We start from the raw sequence: 17,541 nt of genomic DNA, 5'->3' as shown, positions 1-17,541 counted from the left end.
GCGGGAGCTTGGGAGCAGTGATCTCATACGCCACGGAGGGAGAACTCCCATGTGCGGCATCGCGGGCTGGACCGTCGCGGACGGCCGGCCGGGCAGGTTGCCCGGACTCGCCGAGACCCTGGCGGGAACGATGGCCTGCCGGGGACCCGACGACCAGGGGGTGTGGTCGGACGCGCACACCACCCTCGTACAGACCCGGCTGGCCATCATCGACCTGACCGGCGGTCGTCAGCCGATGACCGGCGAGCACGGCGACGGTACGGAGCGCGGCGGGGACGGCGAGCGGCACACGGTCGCGCTCGCCTACTCCGGCGAGGTGTACAACTTCCGGGAGCTGCGCACGGAGCTGGCCGGCCGCGGCCACCGCTTCCGCACCCGCAGCGACACCGAAGTGGTGCTGCGCGGCTACCTCGAGTGGGGCGAGCGCTGTGTCGAGCGCCTGCACGGCATGTTCGCGTTCGCGGTCTGGGACACCCGGAGCCGGACGCTGCTGCTCGCCCGCGACCGCTTCGGCATCAAGCCGCTGTGCTACGCCCGCACCGCCGGCGGCCTCGTCTTCGGCTCCGAGCCCAAGACGGTCCTGGCCCATCCGGACGTGCGCGACACCGTCGACCTCGACGGGCTGCGGGTGCTCTTCTCGATGGCCAGGGCGCCCGGCGAGAACGTCTACCGCGACCTCGAGGACCTGCCGCCCGCACACACCCTCACCTACGGGCCCGGCGGGATCTCGCTGCGCCGCTACTGGAGCCTGGAGGCCCGCCCGCACGAGGACGGACTGGACGCCACCGTCGGCCGGGTGCGCGAACTCCTGGAGGACAGCGTCGCGCGCGAACTGGTCTCGGACGTCCCGCTGAGCGTGATGCTCTCCGGCGGACTGGACTCCAGCGCCGTCGCGGCGCTCGCCGCCCGCGTCCTGGCCGGCGGCGGCTCACCGGTGCGCACGACCACCGTGACCTACGGCGGCTACAGCGACAACTTCCAGCCCGACCTGGTCCGCAGCGCCCCTGACGCGCCGTACGCCCGGGCGGTCGCCGAGCACATCGGCGCCGACCACGTGGAGATCGAGCTCACCACGGCGGACCTCGTCGACCCCGCCGCCCGCCGTGCCGTCCTGCGGGCCCAGGACGTGCCCGCCCCGTTCGGTGACATGGACACCTCGACCTTCCAGGCCTTCGCCGCGGCCCGACGGCGCTCCACGGTGGCGCTCACCGGCGAGAGCGCCGACGAGATCTTCGGCGGCTACAACTGGGTGCACATCCCCTCACTGGCCGACGAGGAGCGGTTCCCGTGGGTCGCCTTCGAGCAGTGGCACCCGGGCACCCGGCGGGGACTGGGCCAGGGTCTGCTGTCCCCGGCGTTCAAGGCCCGGCTGGACATGGACGGCTACTACGCGGAGCGCTACGCGCAGGCCATGGCTCAGATCCCCCGGCTGCCGGGGGAGAGCGACGAGAGCCGTCGCGCCCGCGAGGTGTGCCACCTGCACCTCACGCACTGGCTGCCCCGGCTGCTGGACCGCAACGACCGGCTCAGCATGATCTCCGGTCTGGAGGTGCGGGTCCCGTTCTGCGACCACCGGCTGGTGCAGTACGCGTACAACATCCCGTGGGAGATGAAGACCTTCGACGGCCGGGAGAAGAGCCTGCTGCGCGCGGCGGTCCGCGACCTGCTGCCGGAGAAGGTGCTGGAGCGCCCCAAGGCACCCTTCCCGGTCAGCCAGGACCCGACCTACACCAAGGCGCTGCACCAGGAGTTCGCCGAGGTGCTCGCCGACCGGGACGCACCGGTCCGGGCCCTGCTGGACCTGGAGGCGAGCCACCGGGTCGTACGGGAGGGCGAAGCCGCCGGCCAGGACTGGCTGCACCGCATGAACGTGGAGATGGTGCTGCAGGTGGACACCTGGCTGCGGGGACTCGGCGACGGCCTCGACCTGTGACCGCGTGACGGCCGCGTCGCACGGTTCGAAGGACGCCTCCGAACCGTGCGGCACCGCTCGGAGCGGAACTGCGCGGCAACGCTCAGGCAGCCAGGGTGCGCACCAGCCCGGGGCGCAGCGCGGCCCGCACCAGCGGGGGCAGCCGGTACTGGAAGGGCCGGGTGGAGGAGGCGTCGGTGGTCACCTCGACCTCCAGGAGGAAGAACTCCGTGAGTTCCTCGAGGAGTTCCTCGGTGTCGTCCGGGTTCCTGTCGAGCACCATGGCCGCGTGCTCGACGGTCAGGCTCTCCGCGGGCTCTCCCGCGATGACGGACAGCGCGTCCCGGAGCTCGGGCACCAGCTGCGCGCAGCGCCGGCTCACCGGGTGGAAGGGGTAGGCGTGCGGCCACGGCATGACCGGGCCCCGGTCCCGGCACAGCCAGTCGGCCAGCTGTTTGGCGGACCAGTGCGGCCGGCGCATCAGCAGGCCCGCCGCGTCGGTCAGGGGGCCGGGCAGGTCGCCGAGCAGGTCCAGCAGGACGCCGAACTCGGCCTCGTCGCCGAGCGGGTGCTCGGCGCGGGCGGCCCGCAGGAGTTCCAGGGAGTGCCGGCGGTCGACGGGGCGCAGGTTGACGTGCCCGGTCAACTGGTTGCCGTGCAGCCGCCGGTGGCCCACCACGACCAGGGCGGAACCGCTGTCGGCGGGCAGCAGCGGGGTGATCTGCTCGGCGGCCGCCACGTTGTCCACCACGACGAGCACCTTGCGGCCGGCGGTCCACCCCTTGAACAGGCGGGCCTGGTCGTCGACGCGGAACGGCAGCTTGGCGCGCTCCAGTCCGGCGGCCTCCAGCAGGTCGGCGAGTGCCGCGTGGACGCCGGAGACGTCGTCGGGACCGTTCAGCGACGTGTACAGCCTGCCGTCGGGGAACGCGTCCGCGAGGCGGTGGGCGAGGTGGACGGCGAAGGCCGTCGCCCCCACGCCGGGAGGCCCGGCCACGGCGACGCACCCCGGGGAGTTGCCCCCCCGCCTGCCCTGGCCCAGCAGCCTTTCGGCGCACCGGAGTTCGGCGTCCCTGCCGATCAGCCTCGGGGCCGGGGGCATGGTGACGGGAGGCGTGCTGGGTGAGCCGCCGGACACCAGGATCTGCCCTCCGGGGAGGTCGAGGGCGGCGTCGCCGGCCAGCACGCGCTGGTGCAGCCGCTGCAGCGCGGAGCACGGCTCCAGCCCCAGCTCCCGGACGAGGGTCTCCCTGATCCGCTGGAAGACGTCCAGCGCGTCCGAACGGCGACCCGCGCGGTAGAGGCAGAGCATGAGCTTGGTGTGCAGGCTCTCCCGGGTCGGATTGTCCGCCGTGAGCGCGGTCAGCTCGCTGATGAGGTGATGGTGCCGGCCCATCTGCAGATCGGCGTCGATCCGGCCTTCCAGCGCCTCGTACCGCTGCTCCTGCAGTCGCAGCACGTCGATACCGATGATCGGGCCGGGGGACAGGTCATCCAGAGCGGGCCCCCGCCAGACGGCGAGGGCCCGCTTGAGGAGGTCGGCGGATTCGGCGACCTCTCCTCTCTCCATGGCCTGCCGTCCCAGGGCGGCGAGTTCGCAGAAGCGCTGTGCGTCCAGCGCCTCGGACGGCAGCAGCAGGCGATAGCCGCCGGGGGTGGTCAGCAGAGCACCGGTGCCGGCCGTGTCGTCCTGTCTCTGCGAGCACAGACCGGGCAGCTTGCGCAGCTGGTAGATGTACGTCTGCAGCGTCGTCGCCGCGCTGGTCGGGGGGTGCTCCTCCCAGAGCTCTTCCATGAGCAGGTGCGGGGGCACGGTGGTGTTGGCTCGAAGTGCCAGCAGGGCGAGGACCTGGCGGACTTTCGGAGCGGTGGGGGTGACGTTCACATCGCCGTTTCTGACCTGCAGAGTTCCAAGCAGCTCTATCTGAAGCACTAGCCCTCCCCGTGTAGTACTTGCAGGCTGGATGCAATGCGTTCGTGAGGGTGCTGTGCCTGGCTCGACGCACGCTTGAGCTGAGCTCGACCTAGGCATATGTCTGCGGCCAGCACACATTTCTTTCCCCGGCCGGTGGTCCGCGCGGTGGCTCCGTTGCACTTCAAAGGCGTACGTGACGGTAAAGCAAGTGTGTGATTCTAGCACATACATGCCAAATGTTGGAGAAACTCTGCAGGACGGGAGCTCTCCTGGCAACCCGGTCTCTCAAGCGAGGATCGAGTCGGCGCAGGCATGCTCCCCCCATGCGAACCGATCCTGTCAGCGGCGCCGTGGGTAAAGGCTTGGTTGGCGAGTTCTTGCCCTTCCTCGGGCGCTGCCTGTCCCGGTGGGCTCCGTGGCCGGATCGGGTGGTTCCCGTTCCGCCCCGCCGCCCGCCGAGGATCGTCGGGATCGGCATCGACATCGCTGTGGTCAGCCGCTTCACCCGCGCCCTGGAACGCCACCCGGACCTCGGCGAAAGGCTGTTCACCCCCGCGGAGCGTCTCCTCCCGAGCGGCGTCCCGCGCCCTCCGGCGTCCCTGGTGGCACGTTTCGCGGCCAAGGAGGCCATCGCCAAGGCCCTCGGCAGCCCCGGCGGACTGCGCTGGCACGACGCCGAGATCCGCACCGGCCCGGCCGGCGAGCCGGTCGTGCACGTCAGCGGAACCGTCCTGCGGGCCGCGCGCGAGCGGGGTGTCGGGGCGTGGCACGTCTCGCTCACCCACGACGGCGACATCGCCTCGGCGATGGTCGTGGCCGCGCCCTAGGCCACCAGTCGTCCGGCCCCGGCCACCCGGCGGAACGTCGCCACGCCGTACCCGCCGCACCTGTTCCCCCGTCCACCGCCCCTGCCACCGGAGGCCCCACCATGCACCGGGTCCGCCGCCTGCTGCGCAGCATCTGGAGCACCGCCGTCGACGGCCTGTTCGCCCTCGGCACCTACCACGGCGCGATGCCGCCCACCGACCCCGCGGCGCTGCTGGGCGCCGGACGACACCCGTGCGAGCCGGAACCCGACTTTCCCGCTCCCGGCCGGGGAACGGCGCACGCGGGCACCGACGCACTCCTCACCCCTGCCGAACGCCATGCCTGGAACCAGCTGATCGAGCGCCTCTGAGACCCTTCGCGCCCGAAGCCGCAGGGGAACGGAACGTGCCGCCGATCCCGGTGCGCCCCGAGAGCCCCGCGCGGCTGGACCCGGCAGGCCGAGGGGGCACCTCCGGCACGTACCGCCGGTGCGCCGTACCGCCGGTGGCGCCGCGCGGAACGGGTGCGCTGCGCCGCGGGGCCGCCGCACGGGCCGGGTGTCGGTGCGTCGCGCCGCGGGCCCGTCGCACAGGCCGAGTGTCGGTGCGCTGCGCTGCGGGCCCGTCGCACGGATCGGGTGTCGGTGCGCCGTGCTGCGGGCCCGTCGCGCGGGCCGGGTGTCGGTGCGCTGCGCTGCGGGCCCGTCGCACGGATCGGGTGTCGGTGCGCTGCGCTGCGGGCCCGTCGCGCGGGCCGGGTGTCGGTGCGCTGCGCCGCGGACTCACCGCGCGGGCCGGGTGTCGGTGCGCCGTGCCGCGGGCCCGTCGCACGGATCGGGTGTCGGTGCGCCGCGCCGCGAGCCCGTCGCACGGGCCGGGTGTCGGTGCGCTGCGCTGCGGACTCACCGCACGGATCGGGTGTCGGTGCGCCGCGCTGCGGGCCCGTCGCGCGGATCGGGTGTCGGTGCGCTGCGCTGCGGGCCCGTCGCACGGATCGGGTGTCGGTGCGCCGTGCCGCGAGCCCGTCGCACGGGCCGGGTGTCGGTGCGCCGCGCCGCGGACCCGCCGCACGGATCAGGTGACGGTGCGTGCCGGGCGAGCGGCCGGGAGCACCGGCGGTGCCCCGGCCGCCCCGTGGCGCGGTCCGTCGTGGAGCGCGGCTCACGGCCCGCCCGACGCGTCGACGGCCTCCTGCACGCCGGCGTGCAGCACGAGGACCTGGTCGAGCCCCGCCACGCGGAAGAGCTGAGCCATGGCCGGACTGAGCGCCGCGACCGCGAAGGACGCCCCCGCGGCCCGGGCCAGTCCGTAGGCGGTGATGATCGCGGTCATCCCCGTCGAGTCGCAGTACTCCAGTGCCGACAGGTCGGCGACGATGCCCGCCCCGTGGCGCGGTCCGTCGCGGAGCGCGTCCTCCACGGCCCGACGGAAGCCGGGGCCCGTGTAGTGGTCCAGGTCCCCGGCCAGGCGCAGGACGACGAGCCCCGCCGACGGGGAGTGCGTGCTGATCGCGAGAGTGCCCTCTGTGTCCTTCACCAGGTCTCCTGTACGGCGAGTCGGCCACGGAACGGGCCGGTGGATCCGGCCGGCGGACGTGCCCGCGAGGAGCGTGCCCCGTCACCCCCGCTCCCCGCGTGGCCCCCCCGCCCGCCTGGATTATCCTGTGAGGCCGCGCCTGCCGCCCCGGGAATACGCGGTCCTGCCGTTGGATCATCTGTTCCCGAGGTCTGGGACGATGCCGACCGGAGCGTGGCGGGCCGTCACTCGTGCGTGCGGAGGAGGCGTTCGTCGGCGTCGGGCGGCGGTCCGGGGGCAGAGACAGTCATGGGCGCGCGGTCCGCGGCGCCGGCGGGCGTGCGGGACGCGGGTGAGGGTCACAGGGTGGGCCGGTATCGAGGGGAAGGGTGTCGCGTGGCATGTTCCGACGAGGTTGAGCGCAGGCCGGGGACGGCCACCGACGTGTTCACCGCCGACCGCGAGATCGGCGGGGACCTCGCCGAGGTGGACTGGACGGCCACGCCCCTCGGACAGCCGGGGGAATGGCCGCAGAGCCTGCAGACGGCGGTCAGTATCCTGCTGTCCTCCCGGTTCCCGATGTGGATGGCCTGGGGCGAGCAGCTGACCTTCTTCTGCAATGCCGCCTACCGCCGCGACACGCTCGGCCGCAAGTACCCGTGGGCGCTGGGGCGTCCGGCGAACGAGGTCTGGGCGGAGATCTGGGACGACATCGGCCCGCGCATCGACACCGTGCTCCGTACCGGCGAGGCGACCTGGGACGAGGGACTGCTGCTCTTCCTGGAGCGGTCCGGTTACAGCGAGGAGACGTACCACACGTTCTCCTACAGCCCGCTGCGGGACGACGCCGGTGCCGTCGTGGGCATGCTGTGCGTGGTCAGCGAGGACACCGACAGGGTGATCGGCGAGCGGCGCATGGCCACCCTGCGGGACCTGGGCTCCGACCCGAGCGTGATCCGCACCGAACAGGAGGTCCTGGCCTTCGCGGACCGGCAACTCGCCCGCAACCGGCAGGACCTGCCCTTCACACTGACCTACCTGTTCGACGGCGACACCGCCCGGCTGGCCGGCGCCACCGGTGTCCCCGCCGGCCATCCGGCCGCACCGGCCGCCCTCCCCGCCGACGGCCGCGACGGTGTGTGGCCGGCCGCGGATCTGGCCGGGGGCGAGGCGGCCCTCGTACCGCTCAGCGGTGACACCTTCGCCGGCCTGCCCGCCGGTGACTGGCCCGAACCGCCCGTCCAGGCGCTCGTGGTCCCCTTGCTGCAGCAGGGCAGCGCGCCGTACGGCTTCCTCGTCGCGGGTCTCAACCGGTACCGGACGCTGGACCAGGGCTACCGGGGTTTCGTCGAACTCACCGCGGGCCACATCGCCTCGGGCATCGGCAGCGCCCGCAGCTACGAGGCGCAGCAGCGACGTGCGGAGGAACTGGCCGAACTGGACCGGGCCAAGACCACCTTCTTCTCCAACATCAGCCACGAGTTCCGCACGCCGCTCAGCCTGATCATGGGCCCCCTCGAGGAACTGCGCACCCGGCTCGGCGACGCCGACGGGCAGGCGCGGCAGGAGCTCGACGTCATCCACCGCAACGGCCTGCGGCTGGGCAAGCTGGTCAACACGCTGCTGGACTTCTCCCGGATCGAGGCCGGGCGGATGCAGGCCCGCTACGAGCCGGTCGACCTCGCCGGAGTGACCGGCGAACTGGCCAGCGTCTTCCGCTCGGCCGTCGAGAGGGCCGGGCTCGTCTTCGACGTGGACTGCCCGCCCCTGGACGAGCCCGTGTGCGTCGACCGCGGCATGTGGGAGAAGGTGATCCTCAACCTCCTCAGCAACGCGCTGAAGTTCACCTTCGACGGCGCCATCCGGGTGCGCGTGCGGCGGGCGGGCACCCACGCCGTGATCACCGTCGCCGACAGCGGCATCGGTGTGCCCGAGGCGGAGATGCCCCGGCTGTTCGAACGCTTCCACCGCATCGAGAACGCCCGCTCCCGGTCGAACGAGGGCAGCGGCATCGGCCTGGCCCTGGTGCAGGAACTCGTGCACCTGCACGGCGGCGAGATCACCGCCGACAGCACCGAGGGCGAAGGGACCACCTTCACCATCCGGATCCCGTTCGGCACCGCCCACCTGCCCCCCGGCTCCGTGGTGGCCGAAGCGGGCAGCACCGTCGCCTCCGTCACCGCGGACCCCTACGTCCAGGAGGCCCTGCGCTGGCTGCCGTCCGGCGACGGCGCCGCGGTGTCCGGGAGCGAGGTGGTGGCGGCCGAGACCGACGCGGCCCCGCCCGGCCCCGCGCCCACGGCCCGCGCCCGCGTGCTGGTCGCCGACGACAACGCGGACATGCGCGAGTACCTCACGCGCATCCTCGCCGCCGCGGGATACGACGTGACCGCCGTCACCGACGGCGCCGAGGCCCTCCACCGCGTCCGCCGCGACACACCCGATCTCGTCGTCAGCGACGTGATGATGCCACGGCTCGACGGACTGGAACTGGTGGCGAAACTGCGCGGTGACACGCGGACGGCCGCGGTCCCCGTGCTGCTGCTGTCGGCCCGGGCCGGCCAGGAGGCGTCGATCGAGGGACTGCGCGCGGGGGCCGACGACTACCTGGTCAAGCCGTTCGCCGCCGCCGAGTTCCTGGCCCGGGTGCGCGCCAACGTCGAGCTGGCCCGGCTGCGCGGCCACCACCTGCGGTGGCGGACGGCGCTCATCGACTCCCTCCAGGAGGCGTTCTTCGTCTGCGACGAGTCCGGGGCCGTCGTGGAGATCAACGCCGCGTTCACCGACATCCTCGGCTACGGCCCCGAGGACCTCCCCTACGCCCCGATCCACCCGTGGTGGCCGGACGCCGCCACCGATCCGGAAGCACACCGGCAGCTCGGCGACGCCTTCGCCGACCTGCTCGGACGCGACCAGGGCAACCACACCGTGCCCGTCACCCACCGGGACGGGCACCGGCTGTGGGTGGCCGCCACCTGGAACAAGGCCGAGGATCCGGACACCGGACGCCGCGTCACCGTCGGCACCTTCCGCGACGTCACCGCCGAGCACTACGCCGTCCAGCGCGAGACCGCGCTGGCGGCACTGAGCACGTCGCTGTCCCGGGCGGCCAGCCTGACCGAGGCGCTCACCGGTGCCCTGGGCGAACTCAGGGACCTGTGGCGCGCGCGGAACGTGGTGGCCGCCGTGTTCGGGCGCGGTGACGTACCGGCCTTCACGGCCACGGAAGCCGGCCTGCGATGGGAGGACCTGCCCGCGGAGCGCCGGGAGGCGCTCGCCGGACTCCGCGGCCGGTCACCGTTGACCCCGGTGGCCGACGACACGGGCGCCGGCATCCTGCTGGAACACCCCGAAGGCTCCCTGGCCCTGTGGGTCGACCTCGGAGAGCACCGGCCCTTCACCTCCGAGGACCAGCTGCTGCTGTCGCTGCTGGCCGGGCACCTCGCCCAGGGCCTGGTGCGGGCGCACCAGATCGACCAGCAGCGGGAGACCGCGATCGCGCTGCAGCGCGCCATCCTGGGCCCGGCCCGGCTTCCCGACGGCTTCGCCGTGCGGTACGAGCCCGCCACCCGCCCGCTGGAGGTGGGGGGTGACTGGTACGACACGGTGGCCCTGCCGGACGGACGGACCGGCATCGTCGTCGGCGACTGCGTCGGCCGCGGCCTGGAAGCGGCCAGCGTCATGGGGCAGCTGCGCAGCGCCTGCCGCGCGCTGCTGCTGCAGGACTCCAGCCCGTCCCGGACGCTGATGGCCCTCGACCAGTTCGCCGCGAGCGTCCCCGGCGCTCTGTGCACCACCGTCTTCTGCGGCGTTCTCGACTCCCGCACCGGCGAACTCACCTACTCCAGCGCCGGACACCCGCCCGGCATCGTCGCGGACCCCGACGGCACCACCCGGCTGCTGGACGAAGGGCGGTCCCTGCCGCTGGCCGTACGGCCGGGCCGTCAGCGCCCGGAGGCCGCGTGCACCCTGCCCGCCCGCTCCACGCTGCTGCTGTACACCGACGGGCTCGTGGAACGCCGCCGCCGTCCGCTCAGCGTCGGGATCGGCCAGGCGAGCGAGGCCGTCCAGGAGGGCCGTGACGCCCCGATCGACGACCTCGCCAGCCAGGTGATGGCCCGGCTCGCGCCGGCCGGCGGCTACGACGACGACGTGGCGCTGCTGCTGTACCGCCATCCGGCGCCCCTGGAGGTGTCGTTCCCGGCCGAGTCGTCGCAGCTCGCGCCGGTCCGCAGGGCACTGCGCAGCTGGCTCGACCAGTGCGACCTGCCGCCCGGCACGGTCCAGAACATCCTCGTGGCCGCCGGGGAGGCGTGCGCCAACGCCATCGAGCACGGCCACCGGCACACCCCGGGAGAAGTGGTGCGGCTGCGCGCCGAAGCCCTCGTCGACAACCTGCGCCTGACCGTCGCCGACAGCGGCCGGTGGAAGACCCCCCAGCCGGAGCTCAACACCCACCGCGGCCGGGGCGTGGCCCTCATGCGCGCCATGATGCAGCAGGTCACCATCACCCCCGGCCCCTCCGGCACCACCGTCGACATGCAGATGAGGATCGCCTGATGACCACCCCCCTCACCGTCACCCCCGAGCGGGGGCCGGACGGCACCCACCGGCTCGTGGTGCGCGGGGAGATCGACATGAGCAACGCCGACTCGCTGGCCGAGGCCCTCGCCGCCCGGTCCGGACCCGTCGTCGTGGACCTGACCGAGGTGGAGTACCTCGACAGCGCCGGGCTGAGCGTGCTCTTCGCCCATGCCGAACGGCTGGAACTCATCGTCACGCCCCTGCTGGAGCCCGTCCTCACCGTCTCGGGTCTCGTCGGGCTGGCCTCCGTCCACTGCCTGGGCGGTGAGCGGTGACACGCCGATTCCCGCGGACCCCGCCCGGTGCGCGTACGACCCCCGCAGCAACCGCGTCTTCCGGCCAGGAGCGATGACCGACGTGACCGACATCCTCGACGTATCCGTTCAGTACACCGGCGACCACGGCGCCGTCCTCGCCGTCACCGGGGACGTGGACCTGCACACGGCGTCCACCCTGCGCGACCGCGCCCTGGCCGTCGTGGAGGAGGGAGTCCCGCATCTCGTCCTGGACCTGGCACAGGTCGGGTTCGTGGACTCCACCGGCCTCAGCGCCCTGATCCACCTCCTGCAGGCGGCTCGTGCGGCAGGCGGCTCCCTCCGCCTGGCCGAGGTGCCCGACCGTCTCGGCCGCATGGTCACCCTGACGGGCATCTCCCAGCTGATGCCCGTCCACGCCACGGTCGCCGACGCGCTCGCCGGCCAGGCGGCGGACGGCACCGCCGGCCGCGCGGGGAAGGACACCGGGGCGTCGGCCTGACTCCCGCACGCGCGGCCTATTCGGCCGGCGCCCGGCCGATAGGCGGGAAGCGGGGAAGGCGGGAAGGCAGCCGGCGGCCCGGCTCCGGCGGCCCCCGGTAGACTGGCCGGCGGTCACACGTACGGTCGCACTGTCAGGGGAGGGATCATGCACGGAGTGCCCGCCTCCCGCGACGGTGACACCGCGGCGGACCGGCATGTCGCCGTGGAGTACTCCAGCGACGACGAGTGGGCCGGCCACCTGCTGGCCTTCGTCCGTGCCGGGCTGGTCGCCGGTGAGCAGGTGCAGTACTTCGCGGACGCCACCGACCCCGGCCTCGTGACCCGCACGCTCGCCCACGGGGGAGTGGACGCCGCCTCCGCGGTGCGGCGCGGGCAGCTCGTGGTGAGCACCGCCGACGAGACGTACCTGGCCGGATCCCGGTTCGACCCGGACGCGATGATCGGTCTGTGGCGTGAGGCCCTGGACGGGGCCGCGGCCCAGGGGTTCCGGGGCCTGCGCGCGATCGGGGAGATGTCCTGGGGCGGCCGGGACATGGCGGGTGTCGAACGCCTGCTGGAGTACGAGCTGCGCATCCACCACGAGGTCTTCGAGCAGCTGCCGTTGCGGGCCTGGTGCTTCTACGACCGGCGCCTGCTGCCTCCCGACCGGCTCGCGGTGCTGGCGGAGGCGCACCTGACCCGGTCGGGCACCGCCGCCCGCGGCGGCGGGCCGGACCTGTCGGTCGCCCCGCTGGCCGGGACGCCCGGGTTCCGGCTGTCCGGATCGGCCGGGTACGAGAGCCGCCGCGTCACCGCCTCGGCGGCCGCCGCGCTCGCCGCCTGCCCGGCGGAGCACCTCACACTCGACCTGTCCGGCCTCGACCACCTGGACGTCGCCGCGTTGGCCCGCATAGCCGACGCGGTGCGCCGGCGGCCGTCCGGCACACCCCCACGGCTCCTGGGAGCCCCGCCCACGCTTCACCGCCTGCTCGAACTCTTCCCCGAGCTGGGTGATGGTCTGGAGGTCACGGACCGGTGACGACGTACACCCCGCAGCCGGCCGAGCCGGTCCGGTACGACACGACCTTCCACCACCCGGCCCTCTTCTGCGCCACGGAGGACGAGTACCTGACCGGCGTCGGCGACTTCGTCCGCACGGAAGCGGCCCGTGGGCGGCCTCTGCTGGTCGCCGTCCCGGGCGAACGCCTGACACGGCTGCAGGACGCCCTCGGCGGCCACGAGGACATCACCTGGATCGACATGCGGCAGGCCGGACGCAACCCGGGGCGCATCCTCTCGATGCTGCTGGACTTCGCCGACCGGCACGCGGACCGGCACCCGGCCATCGTCGGCGAGCCGATCTGGGTGGGACGCACCTCCGCGGAGGCACGCGAGGCCACCCGCCACGAAGCCCTGATCAACCTGGCCTTCGCCGACCGGGCCGCCACCATCCTGTGCTCCTACGACACGGCCCTGCCCGAGCGGGTACTGGCACAGGCCCACCGGACCCATCCCGTCGTCGGCGACACCGGCGGCTATCGGCGCAGTCCGGACTACGCGTGCCCGGAGCAGGTGTACCGCGAGTGCGACGCGCCCCTGCCCGAACCAGCGGCCCCGGTCGTCCTGGACTTCGACGAGTGGGGCCTGGCGGACGTCCGTGCCACCGCCGGGAGCTGGGCCGACGCCGCGGGCCTGCCGCCGCACCGCCGTACGGACTGGCTGCTGGCCGTCAACGAGGCCACCGGCAACTCGGTCCGGCACGGCGGAGGGCGCGGCACCCTGCGGCTGTGGCGCAGCGCCGACACGCTCGTCGCCGAGATCAGGGACCGGGGGCGGCTCACCGATCCGCTCGTCGGCCTGCAGCGCCCCGACCCGCTCTCCCCGGGCGGTGGCAGAGGCGTGTGGATGATGCACCAGCTCTGCGACCTCGTGGAGATCCGGACACCGCCGTCCGGCCTGGTCGTACGCCTGCACATGGCGGTGGTCTGAGTGGCGGAGCCACCGACGCGGCCGCACGACGCCTCGTCCCCCGCCGGGTGACATGATGGCGTGCCGGCAAGCGGAGCAGACGGGGTTCGGCGAGGGGGGGGAGATGACAGTCGAGCGTGAGCAGCTGCCGACGAGCGGCATCCGCGGGTCCGAGGCGGTGCGCGACACGGACGAGGACCTGTCGCTGCTGTTCGGCACGTCCACCGCGCTGTTCGCGTCCATGGCGGGGCCCGCGCACGTCCTGGAAGCGGCCAACCCGGCCTTTTTCGCGGCCATCGGGGGTGAACGCCGGGAGCGCACCGGTGTGCCCCTCGCCGAGCTGATGCCGGAACTCAGGGGCCAGGGATTCCTCGGCCTCCTCGACCAGGTGTACCGGTCGGGGGAGCGGCACGTCGGCCGTGACGCCCGGGTCCTCCTCGGAGTCGGCGCGGAGGCGCGCGAGGCCTACTTCGACTTCACCTACGAGCCCCGCCGCGACGCCGGCGGCAACGTCATCGGCGTACGCATGATCGGCGTGGAGACCACACAGGTCAAGCACGGCCGGCGGCTGGCCGCCGAGCAGCGCGCACTCCTGGAGCAGATCGCCCGCGAGGCGCCGCTGCCGGAGGTGCTGGACGGCATGTGCAGGACGATAGAGAAGCTGTCCCCCGAGGTGATCGTCTCGGTGCTGCTCGCCGACGACGACGGCCGTCACCTGCTCCACGGTGCGGCTCCCAGCCTGCCCGACTTCTACAACCAGGCCATCGACGGCATCGCCACCGGCGAGGGCGTCGGCTCCTGCGGCACCGCGGCCCACCGGCGCCGCAACGTGATCGTCACCGACATCGCCACCGACCCCCTGTGGGACGACTTCCGGGACCTCGCCGCCCAGGCCGGACTCGCCGCGTGCTGGTCGACGCCGATCCTCGCCCGCGACGGACGGCTGCTGGGCACCTTCGCGATGTACCACCGCCGGCCGCGGGCTCCTCAGGACACCGACCTGGCGCTGGCCCGCGTCTTCACCGACACGGCGGCCCTCGCCATCGAGCGTCACCACGCGGAACAGGCCCGCATGGCGGCTCACCTCCGGGAGAAGGCGGCCCGCGACGACCTCGCCTTCCTGCTGGCCGCCAGCACCGCTCTGGCCGGGCGGCTGGACGAGGCGCAGACGCTGCAGCGGCTGGCCACGCTGTGCAGCCCCACGCTGGCCCCCCTGGCCGCGGTGGACGTGCTGGAGGCCGGACGCGTGCACCGGGTGGCGACCGCCGGCCCGACCGAGGGGGCCCGCGACCTGCTCGCCCGCCACGTCCCCGGCCGCGACACCGAGGACGACGCCGTCGCGCGCGTCCTGGCGTCCGGGCTGACCGAGGTGGCCCGTCGCACCCCGACCGGCCCCGGCCCCTGGCGCGAGCTGGGCGTCACCGGCTACGTCTGCGTGCCCCTCCTGGACCGCGGGCGGCCCTTCGGCGCACTGACCCTGCTCTCCACCGACGAGCACTGCTTCGACGGCCACCGGGTCGCCCTGGCGGAGGAGGTGGCCCGCCGCGCCGCCTCGGCAGCCCGCAGCGCACGCCAGTACGAGCAGCGCGCGGCCCTCGCCCGCGACCTGCAGACCGGCCTGCTGCTGCCCGACCTGCCCGACATCCCCGGCGCCCAGCTCGCCGCCTTCTACCACCCGGCCGGTGAAGGGCTGGAGATAGGCGGCGACTTCTACGACGTCTTCCCCCGCGGCGACGGCAGCTGGGCCTTCATCCTCGGCGACGTCTGCGGGCGCGGAGCCAAGGCGGCCACCACCACCGCCCTGGTCCGCCACACCGCCCGCGCCGTCGCCCCGCTGCTCGACGACCCCGTCGACATAGCCAAGGCCGTCGACAAGGCCCTCAACGACCGTTACGCCCATCAGAACAACGGCTTCGTGACCCTCGTGTACGGCCACCTCGCACCGGCGGCCGACGGACTCACCGTCCGCCTCGTCAGAGCCGGCCACACCCCACCCCTGCTGCTGGACGCCGACCACGTGGTCGACACGGTCGAGGCGTCCGGCGGGCTGCTCGGCATCGGCATACCGCCCCGGCTCGCCGCCCGCCGGTTCACCCTGCGTCCCGGTGAGAGCCTGCTGCTGTACACCGACGGCCTCACCGAGTGCCGGAGCGACGGGACCGAGCAGTACGGCGACGTACGACTGGCCAAGGCCCTGGCCTCCGTTCCGCGCCGGCCGGCCGCCGCGGACATCGTCAGGACGGTGGCCGAGGACGTGCGCGGCTTCGTGGGCGGCGGGGACGTGGAGGACGACCAGGCCGCCCTGGTCATCACCGCCGACGAGCCTGCGCCCGGCCCGCACCGGCCGCGCGGCGCCGCCCGGTCCTGACCTCCTCCGTCGCGCCCGCGAACGTGCCGCCGTCGGAGTCCCGGGCCCACGGGCGCACCGCGCGCACGGTGTGACACAAAATTCGGTGATGTCGATGCATGCCGGTGGACGACCGGGGTAGACGCGGGTTGCCGGAGGACCGGCACACGCGTGAGCAGCACTGATCGACCAGGAGGGGCGCAAGATGGCGGCGACGACCGTGCAGACCGCTGAGCACACGGTGGACGTTCCGGAGATAGCGGACCCGTCCCAGGTGGCGCCGAAGGACGCGCGGGAGCTGTCGAAGCTGTTCTTCGACCGTCTGGCGGTGCTGGAGGAGGGCACGCCCGAGTACCAGTGCGCGCGGAACACGCTGATCGAGATGAACATGTCCCTGGTCCGCTACGCGGCCGGCCGGTTCCGCAGCCGTGGTCCGGAGGAGATGGAGGACATCGTCCAGGTCGGCATGATCGGCCTGATCAAGGCGATCGACCGGTTCGAGCTGTCGCGGGAGGTGGAGTTCACCTCCTTCGCGGTCCCCTACATCGTCGGCGAGATCAAGCGCTTCTTCCGGGACACCTCCTGGGCGGTGCACGTCCCGCGCCGGCTCCAGGAGGCTCGTGTCCAGCTGGCCCGCGCCAACGAGGAACTGCGCAGCCGACTGGGCCGGACGCCGACGACCAAGGAGCTGTCGGAGCTGATGAGCCTGCCGGAGGACGAGGTCGTGGAGGCCCAGCTGGCCTCCAACGGCTACAAGTCGGCCTCCCTGGACGCGGCGATCAGCGGCAGCGAGGACGGCGAGGCCGCGCTGGCGGACTTCATCGGCAACGAGGACGCGGCCCTGGGGCTGGTGGAGGACTTCCACGCCCTCGCCCCGATGATCGCCGAACTCGACGAGCGCGACCGGAAGATCATCCACTGGCGGTTTGTCGAGGAACTCACCCAGGCCCAGATCGGCGAACGCCTCGGCGTCTCCCAGATGCACGTCTCCCGCCTGATCACGCGCCTGCTGGCCCGCCTGCGCGAGGGCATGCTCAGCACCTCCTGAGAGCAGGCCACGGGCGGGAAGCAGCCCTCGGGCACTCCGTTCTCCACGTGCGTGCCCGAGCAGGCGACCCGCCGCACGAAGGCACTCCCCGGTGCGGAATACTCGCTGGATGGGTTCACGCGCTTTCCCGGTCAGCCGGCCGGTCACGATACGGAGGGCCGTCGCACGGGACGCCAGACGGCTCACGCGGCTCGTACGTGGCTCAGGCGCCTACGAGGGCAAGTACGCGTCCGCCGTCGCGGGCTACCGGGTCGGCCCTGATTACATCGAGGCCCACCGCGCCTTCGTGGCCGTCGGCGACGACGAGGGAGGCCGGGTCCTCGGGTTCTACTCGCTCGTCCTCGCTCCACCGGAGCTGGACCTGCTGTTCGTCGCCGACGACGCGCAAGGACGGGGTATCGGCCGACTGCTCGTCGCGCACATGCGGTCAGAGGCCCGGGCCGCCGGCCTCGACCGTGTCAAGGTCGTCTCGCACGTTACCGCCGAGGGCTTCTACCACCGCGCCGGAGCGGTACGGACCGGAACCGCACCCGCGAACCCGCCCGCCGTGCCGTGGGACCGTCCCGAGTTCGAGTTCCGCATCCCTTCCGCATGACGCGGTGTTCCGGTCGGCAGCCGGAGCACGACCTTTCCGGAAGTTCGCTCACGAGGGGTTCGAAGAAGTGCGCGGGCCCGAATCGACTGCGTGCCTGCCGTGTGGCCTGCCGCC

The 17,541-nt window shown here is 73.3% G+C and carries 13 protein-coding genes; 11 read left to right on the top strand and 2 right to left on the bottom strand.

Features of this window, described 5'->3' with window-relative positions; translation table 11 throughout:
* The first annotated feature begins 49 nt into the window (after positions 1-49).
* Positions 50-1,933, top strand: coding sequence for an asparagine synthase (glutamine-hydrolyzing) (gene asnB / locus ACZ4VF_RS04620; RefSeq protein ID WP_467923150.1), 1,884 nt, complete (start codon positions 50-52; stop codon positions 1,931-1,933).
* 82 nt (positions 1,934-2,015) lie between these two features.
* Here asnB and ACZ4VF_RS04615 read toward each other — a convergent pair whose 3' ends face one another.
* Complete coding sequence (locus ACZ4VF_RS04615) at positions 2,016-3,797, bottom strand: AfsR/SARP family transcriptional regulator (RefSeq protein ID WP_467923149.1); 1,782 nt, start codon at positions 3,795-3,797, stop codon at positions 2,016-2,018.
* Between the two features lie 458 nt (positions 3,798-4,255).
* On the opposite strand from ACZ4VF_RS04615, the gene ACZ4VF_RS04610 reads away from it, so the two are divergent.
* Both ACZ4VF_RS04610 and ACZ4VF_RS04605 read left to right on the top strand, forming a co-directional pair.
* Positions 4,256-4,654, top strand: coding sequence for a holo-ACP synthase (locus ACZ4VF_RS04610; RefSeq protein ID WP_467923148.1), 399 nt, complete (start codon positions 4,256-4,258; stop codon positions 4,652-4,654).
* A gap of 101 nt (positions 4,655-4,755) precedes the next feature.
* Positions 4,756-5,004 (top strand): hypothetical protein, encoded by a 249-nt coding sequence (locus ACZ4VF_RS04605; protein WP_467923147.1) that lies wholly within the window; start codon positions 4,756-4,758, stop codon positions 5,002-5,004.
* Positions 5,005-5,794: 790 nt separating this feature from the next.
* Here ACZ4VF_RS04605 and ACZ4VF_RS04600 read toward each other — a convergent pair.
* The gene (locus tag ACZ4VF_RS04600; protein WP_467923146.1) at positions 5,795-6,169 is read right to left on the bottom strand and encodes an STAS domain-containing protein; all 375 of its coding nucleotides are present in this window, start codon (positions 6,167-6,169) and stop codon (positions 5,795-5,797) included.
* 558 nt (positions 6,170-6,727) lie between these two features.
* Here ACZ4VF_RS04600 and ACZ4VF_RS04595 point away from each other — a divergent pair.
* The 8 genes from ACZ4VF_RS04595 to ACZ4VF_RS04560 all read left to right on the top strand — a co-directional run bounded on the left by ACZ4VF_RS04595 (position 6,728) and on the right by ACZ4VF_RS04560 (position 17,427).
* Complete coding sequence (locus ACZ4VF_RS04595) at positions 6,728-10,708, top strand: SpoIIE family protein phosphatase (RefSeq protein ID WP_467923774.1); 3,981 nt, start codon at positions 6,728-6,730, stop codon at positions 10,706-10,708.
* Positions 10,708-11,007, top strand: a complete 300-nt coding sequence (locus ACZ4VF_RS04590; protein WP_467923145.1) for an STAS domain-containing protein — start codon at positions 10,708-10,710, stop codon at positions 11,005-11,007. The genes ACZ4VF_RS04595 and ACZ4VF_RS04590 overlap by 1 nt, the downstream gene beginning before the upstream one ends.
* Before the next feature lie 73 nt (positions 11,008-11,080).
* Complete coding sequence (locus tag ACZ4VF_RS04585) at positions 11,081-11,488, top strand: STAS domain-containing protein (protein ID WP_467923144.1); 408 nt, start codon at positions 11,081-11,083, stop codon at positions 11,486-11,488.
* Between the two features lie 147 nt (positions 11,489-11,635).
* On the top strand, positions 11,636-12,508 hold the full coding sequence (locus tag ACZ4VF_RS04580; protein ID WP_467923143.1) for an MEDS domain-containing protein: 873 nt from the start codon (positions 11,636-11,638) through the stop codon (positions 12,506-12,508).
* Positions 12,505-13,458 (top strand): anti-sigma factor RsbA family regulatory protein, encoded by a 954-nt coding sequence (locus ACZ4VF_RS04575; RefSeq protein WP_467923142.1) that lies wholly within the window; start codon positions 12,505-12,507, stop codon positions 13,456-13,458. Before ACZ4VF_RS04580 ends, ACZ4VF_RS04575 begins: the two co-directional genes overlap by 4 nt.
* Before the next feature lie 103 nt (positions 13,459-13,561).
* The gene (locus tag ACZ4VF_RS04570; RefSeq protein ID WP_467923141.1) at positions 13,562-15,805 is read left to right on the top strand and encodes a SpoIIE family protein phosphatase; all 2,244 of its coding nucleotides are present in this window, start codon (positions 13,562-13,564) and stop codon (positions 15,803-15,805) included.
* A gap of 184 nt (positions 15,806-15,989) precedes the next feature.
* A complete protein-coding gene (locus ACZ4VF_RS04565) occupies positions 15,990-16,832 on the top strand; it encodes an RNA polymerase sigma factor SigF (RefSeq protein WP_467923140.1) in 843 nt (280 codons plus the stop codon).
* Positions 16,833-16,941: 109 nt separating this feature from the next.
* The gene (locus ACZ4VF_RS04560; RefSeq protein ID WP_467923139.1) at positions 16,942-17,427 is read left to right on the top strand and encodes a GNAT family N-acetyltransferase; all 486 of its coding nucleotides are present in this window, start codon (positions 16,942-16,944) and stop codon (positions 17,425-17,427) included.
* The last annotated feature ends 114 nt before the right edge of the window (positions 17,428-17,541 follow it).

This window comes from Streptomyces sp. NPDC029151 (assembly GCF_055564315.1).
This window is presented reverse-complemented; position numbering and strand designations above follow the sequence as displayed.

Coding starts and splice junctions, on each gene's coding strand:
- ACZ4VF_RS04585 (WP_467923144.1), top strand. CDS start 11,081: ATGACCGACGTGACCGACATCCTCGACGTATCCGTTCAGTACACCGGC.
- ACZ4VF_RS04595 (WP_467923774.1), top strand. CDS start 6,728: ATGTGGATGGCCTGGGGCGAGCAGCTGACCTTCTTCTGCAATGCCGCC.
- ACZ4VF_RS04605 (WP_467923147.1), top strand. CDS start 4,756: ATGCACCGGGTCCGCCGCCTGCTGCGCAGCATCTGGAGCACCGCCGTC.
- ACZ4VF_RS04580 (WP_467923143.1), top strand. CDS start 11,636: ATGCACGGAGTGCCCGCCTCCCGCGACGGTGACACCGCGGCGGACCGG.
- ACZ4VF_RS04590 (WP_467923145.1), top strand. CDS start 10,708: ATGACCACCCCCCTCACCGTCACCCCCGAGCGGGGGCCGGACGGCACC.
- ACZ4VF_RS04565 (WP_467923140.1), top strand. CDS start 15,990: ATGGCGGCGACGACCGTGCAGACCGCTGAGCACACGGTGGACGTTCCG.
- asnB (WP_467923150.1), top strand. CDS start 50: ATGTGCGGCATCGCGGGCTGGACCGTCGCGGACGGCCGGCCGGGCAGG.
- ACZ4VF_RS04570 (WP_467923141.1), top strand. CDS start 13,562: ATGACAGTCGAGCGTGAGCAGCTGCCGACGAGCGGCATCCGCGGGTCC.
- ACZ4VF_RS04560 (WP_467923139.1), top strand. CDS start 16,942: ATGGGTTCACGCGCTTTCCCGGTCAGCCGGCCGGTCACGATACGGAGG.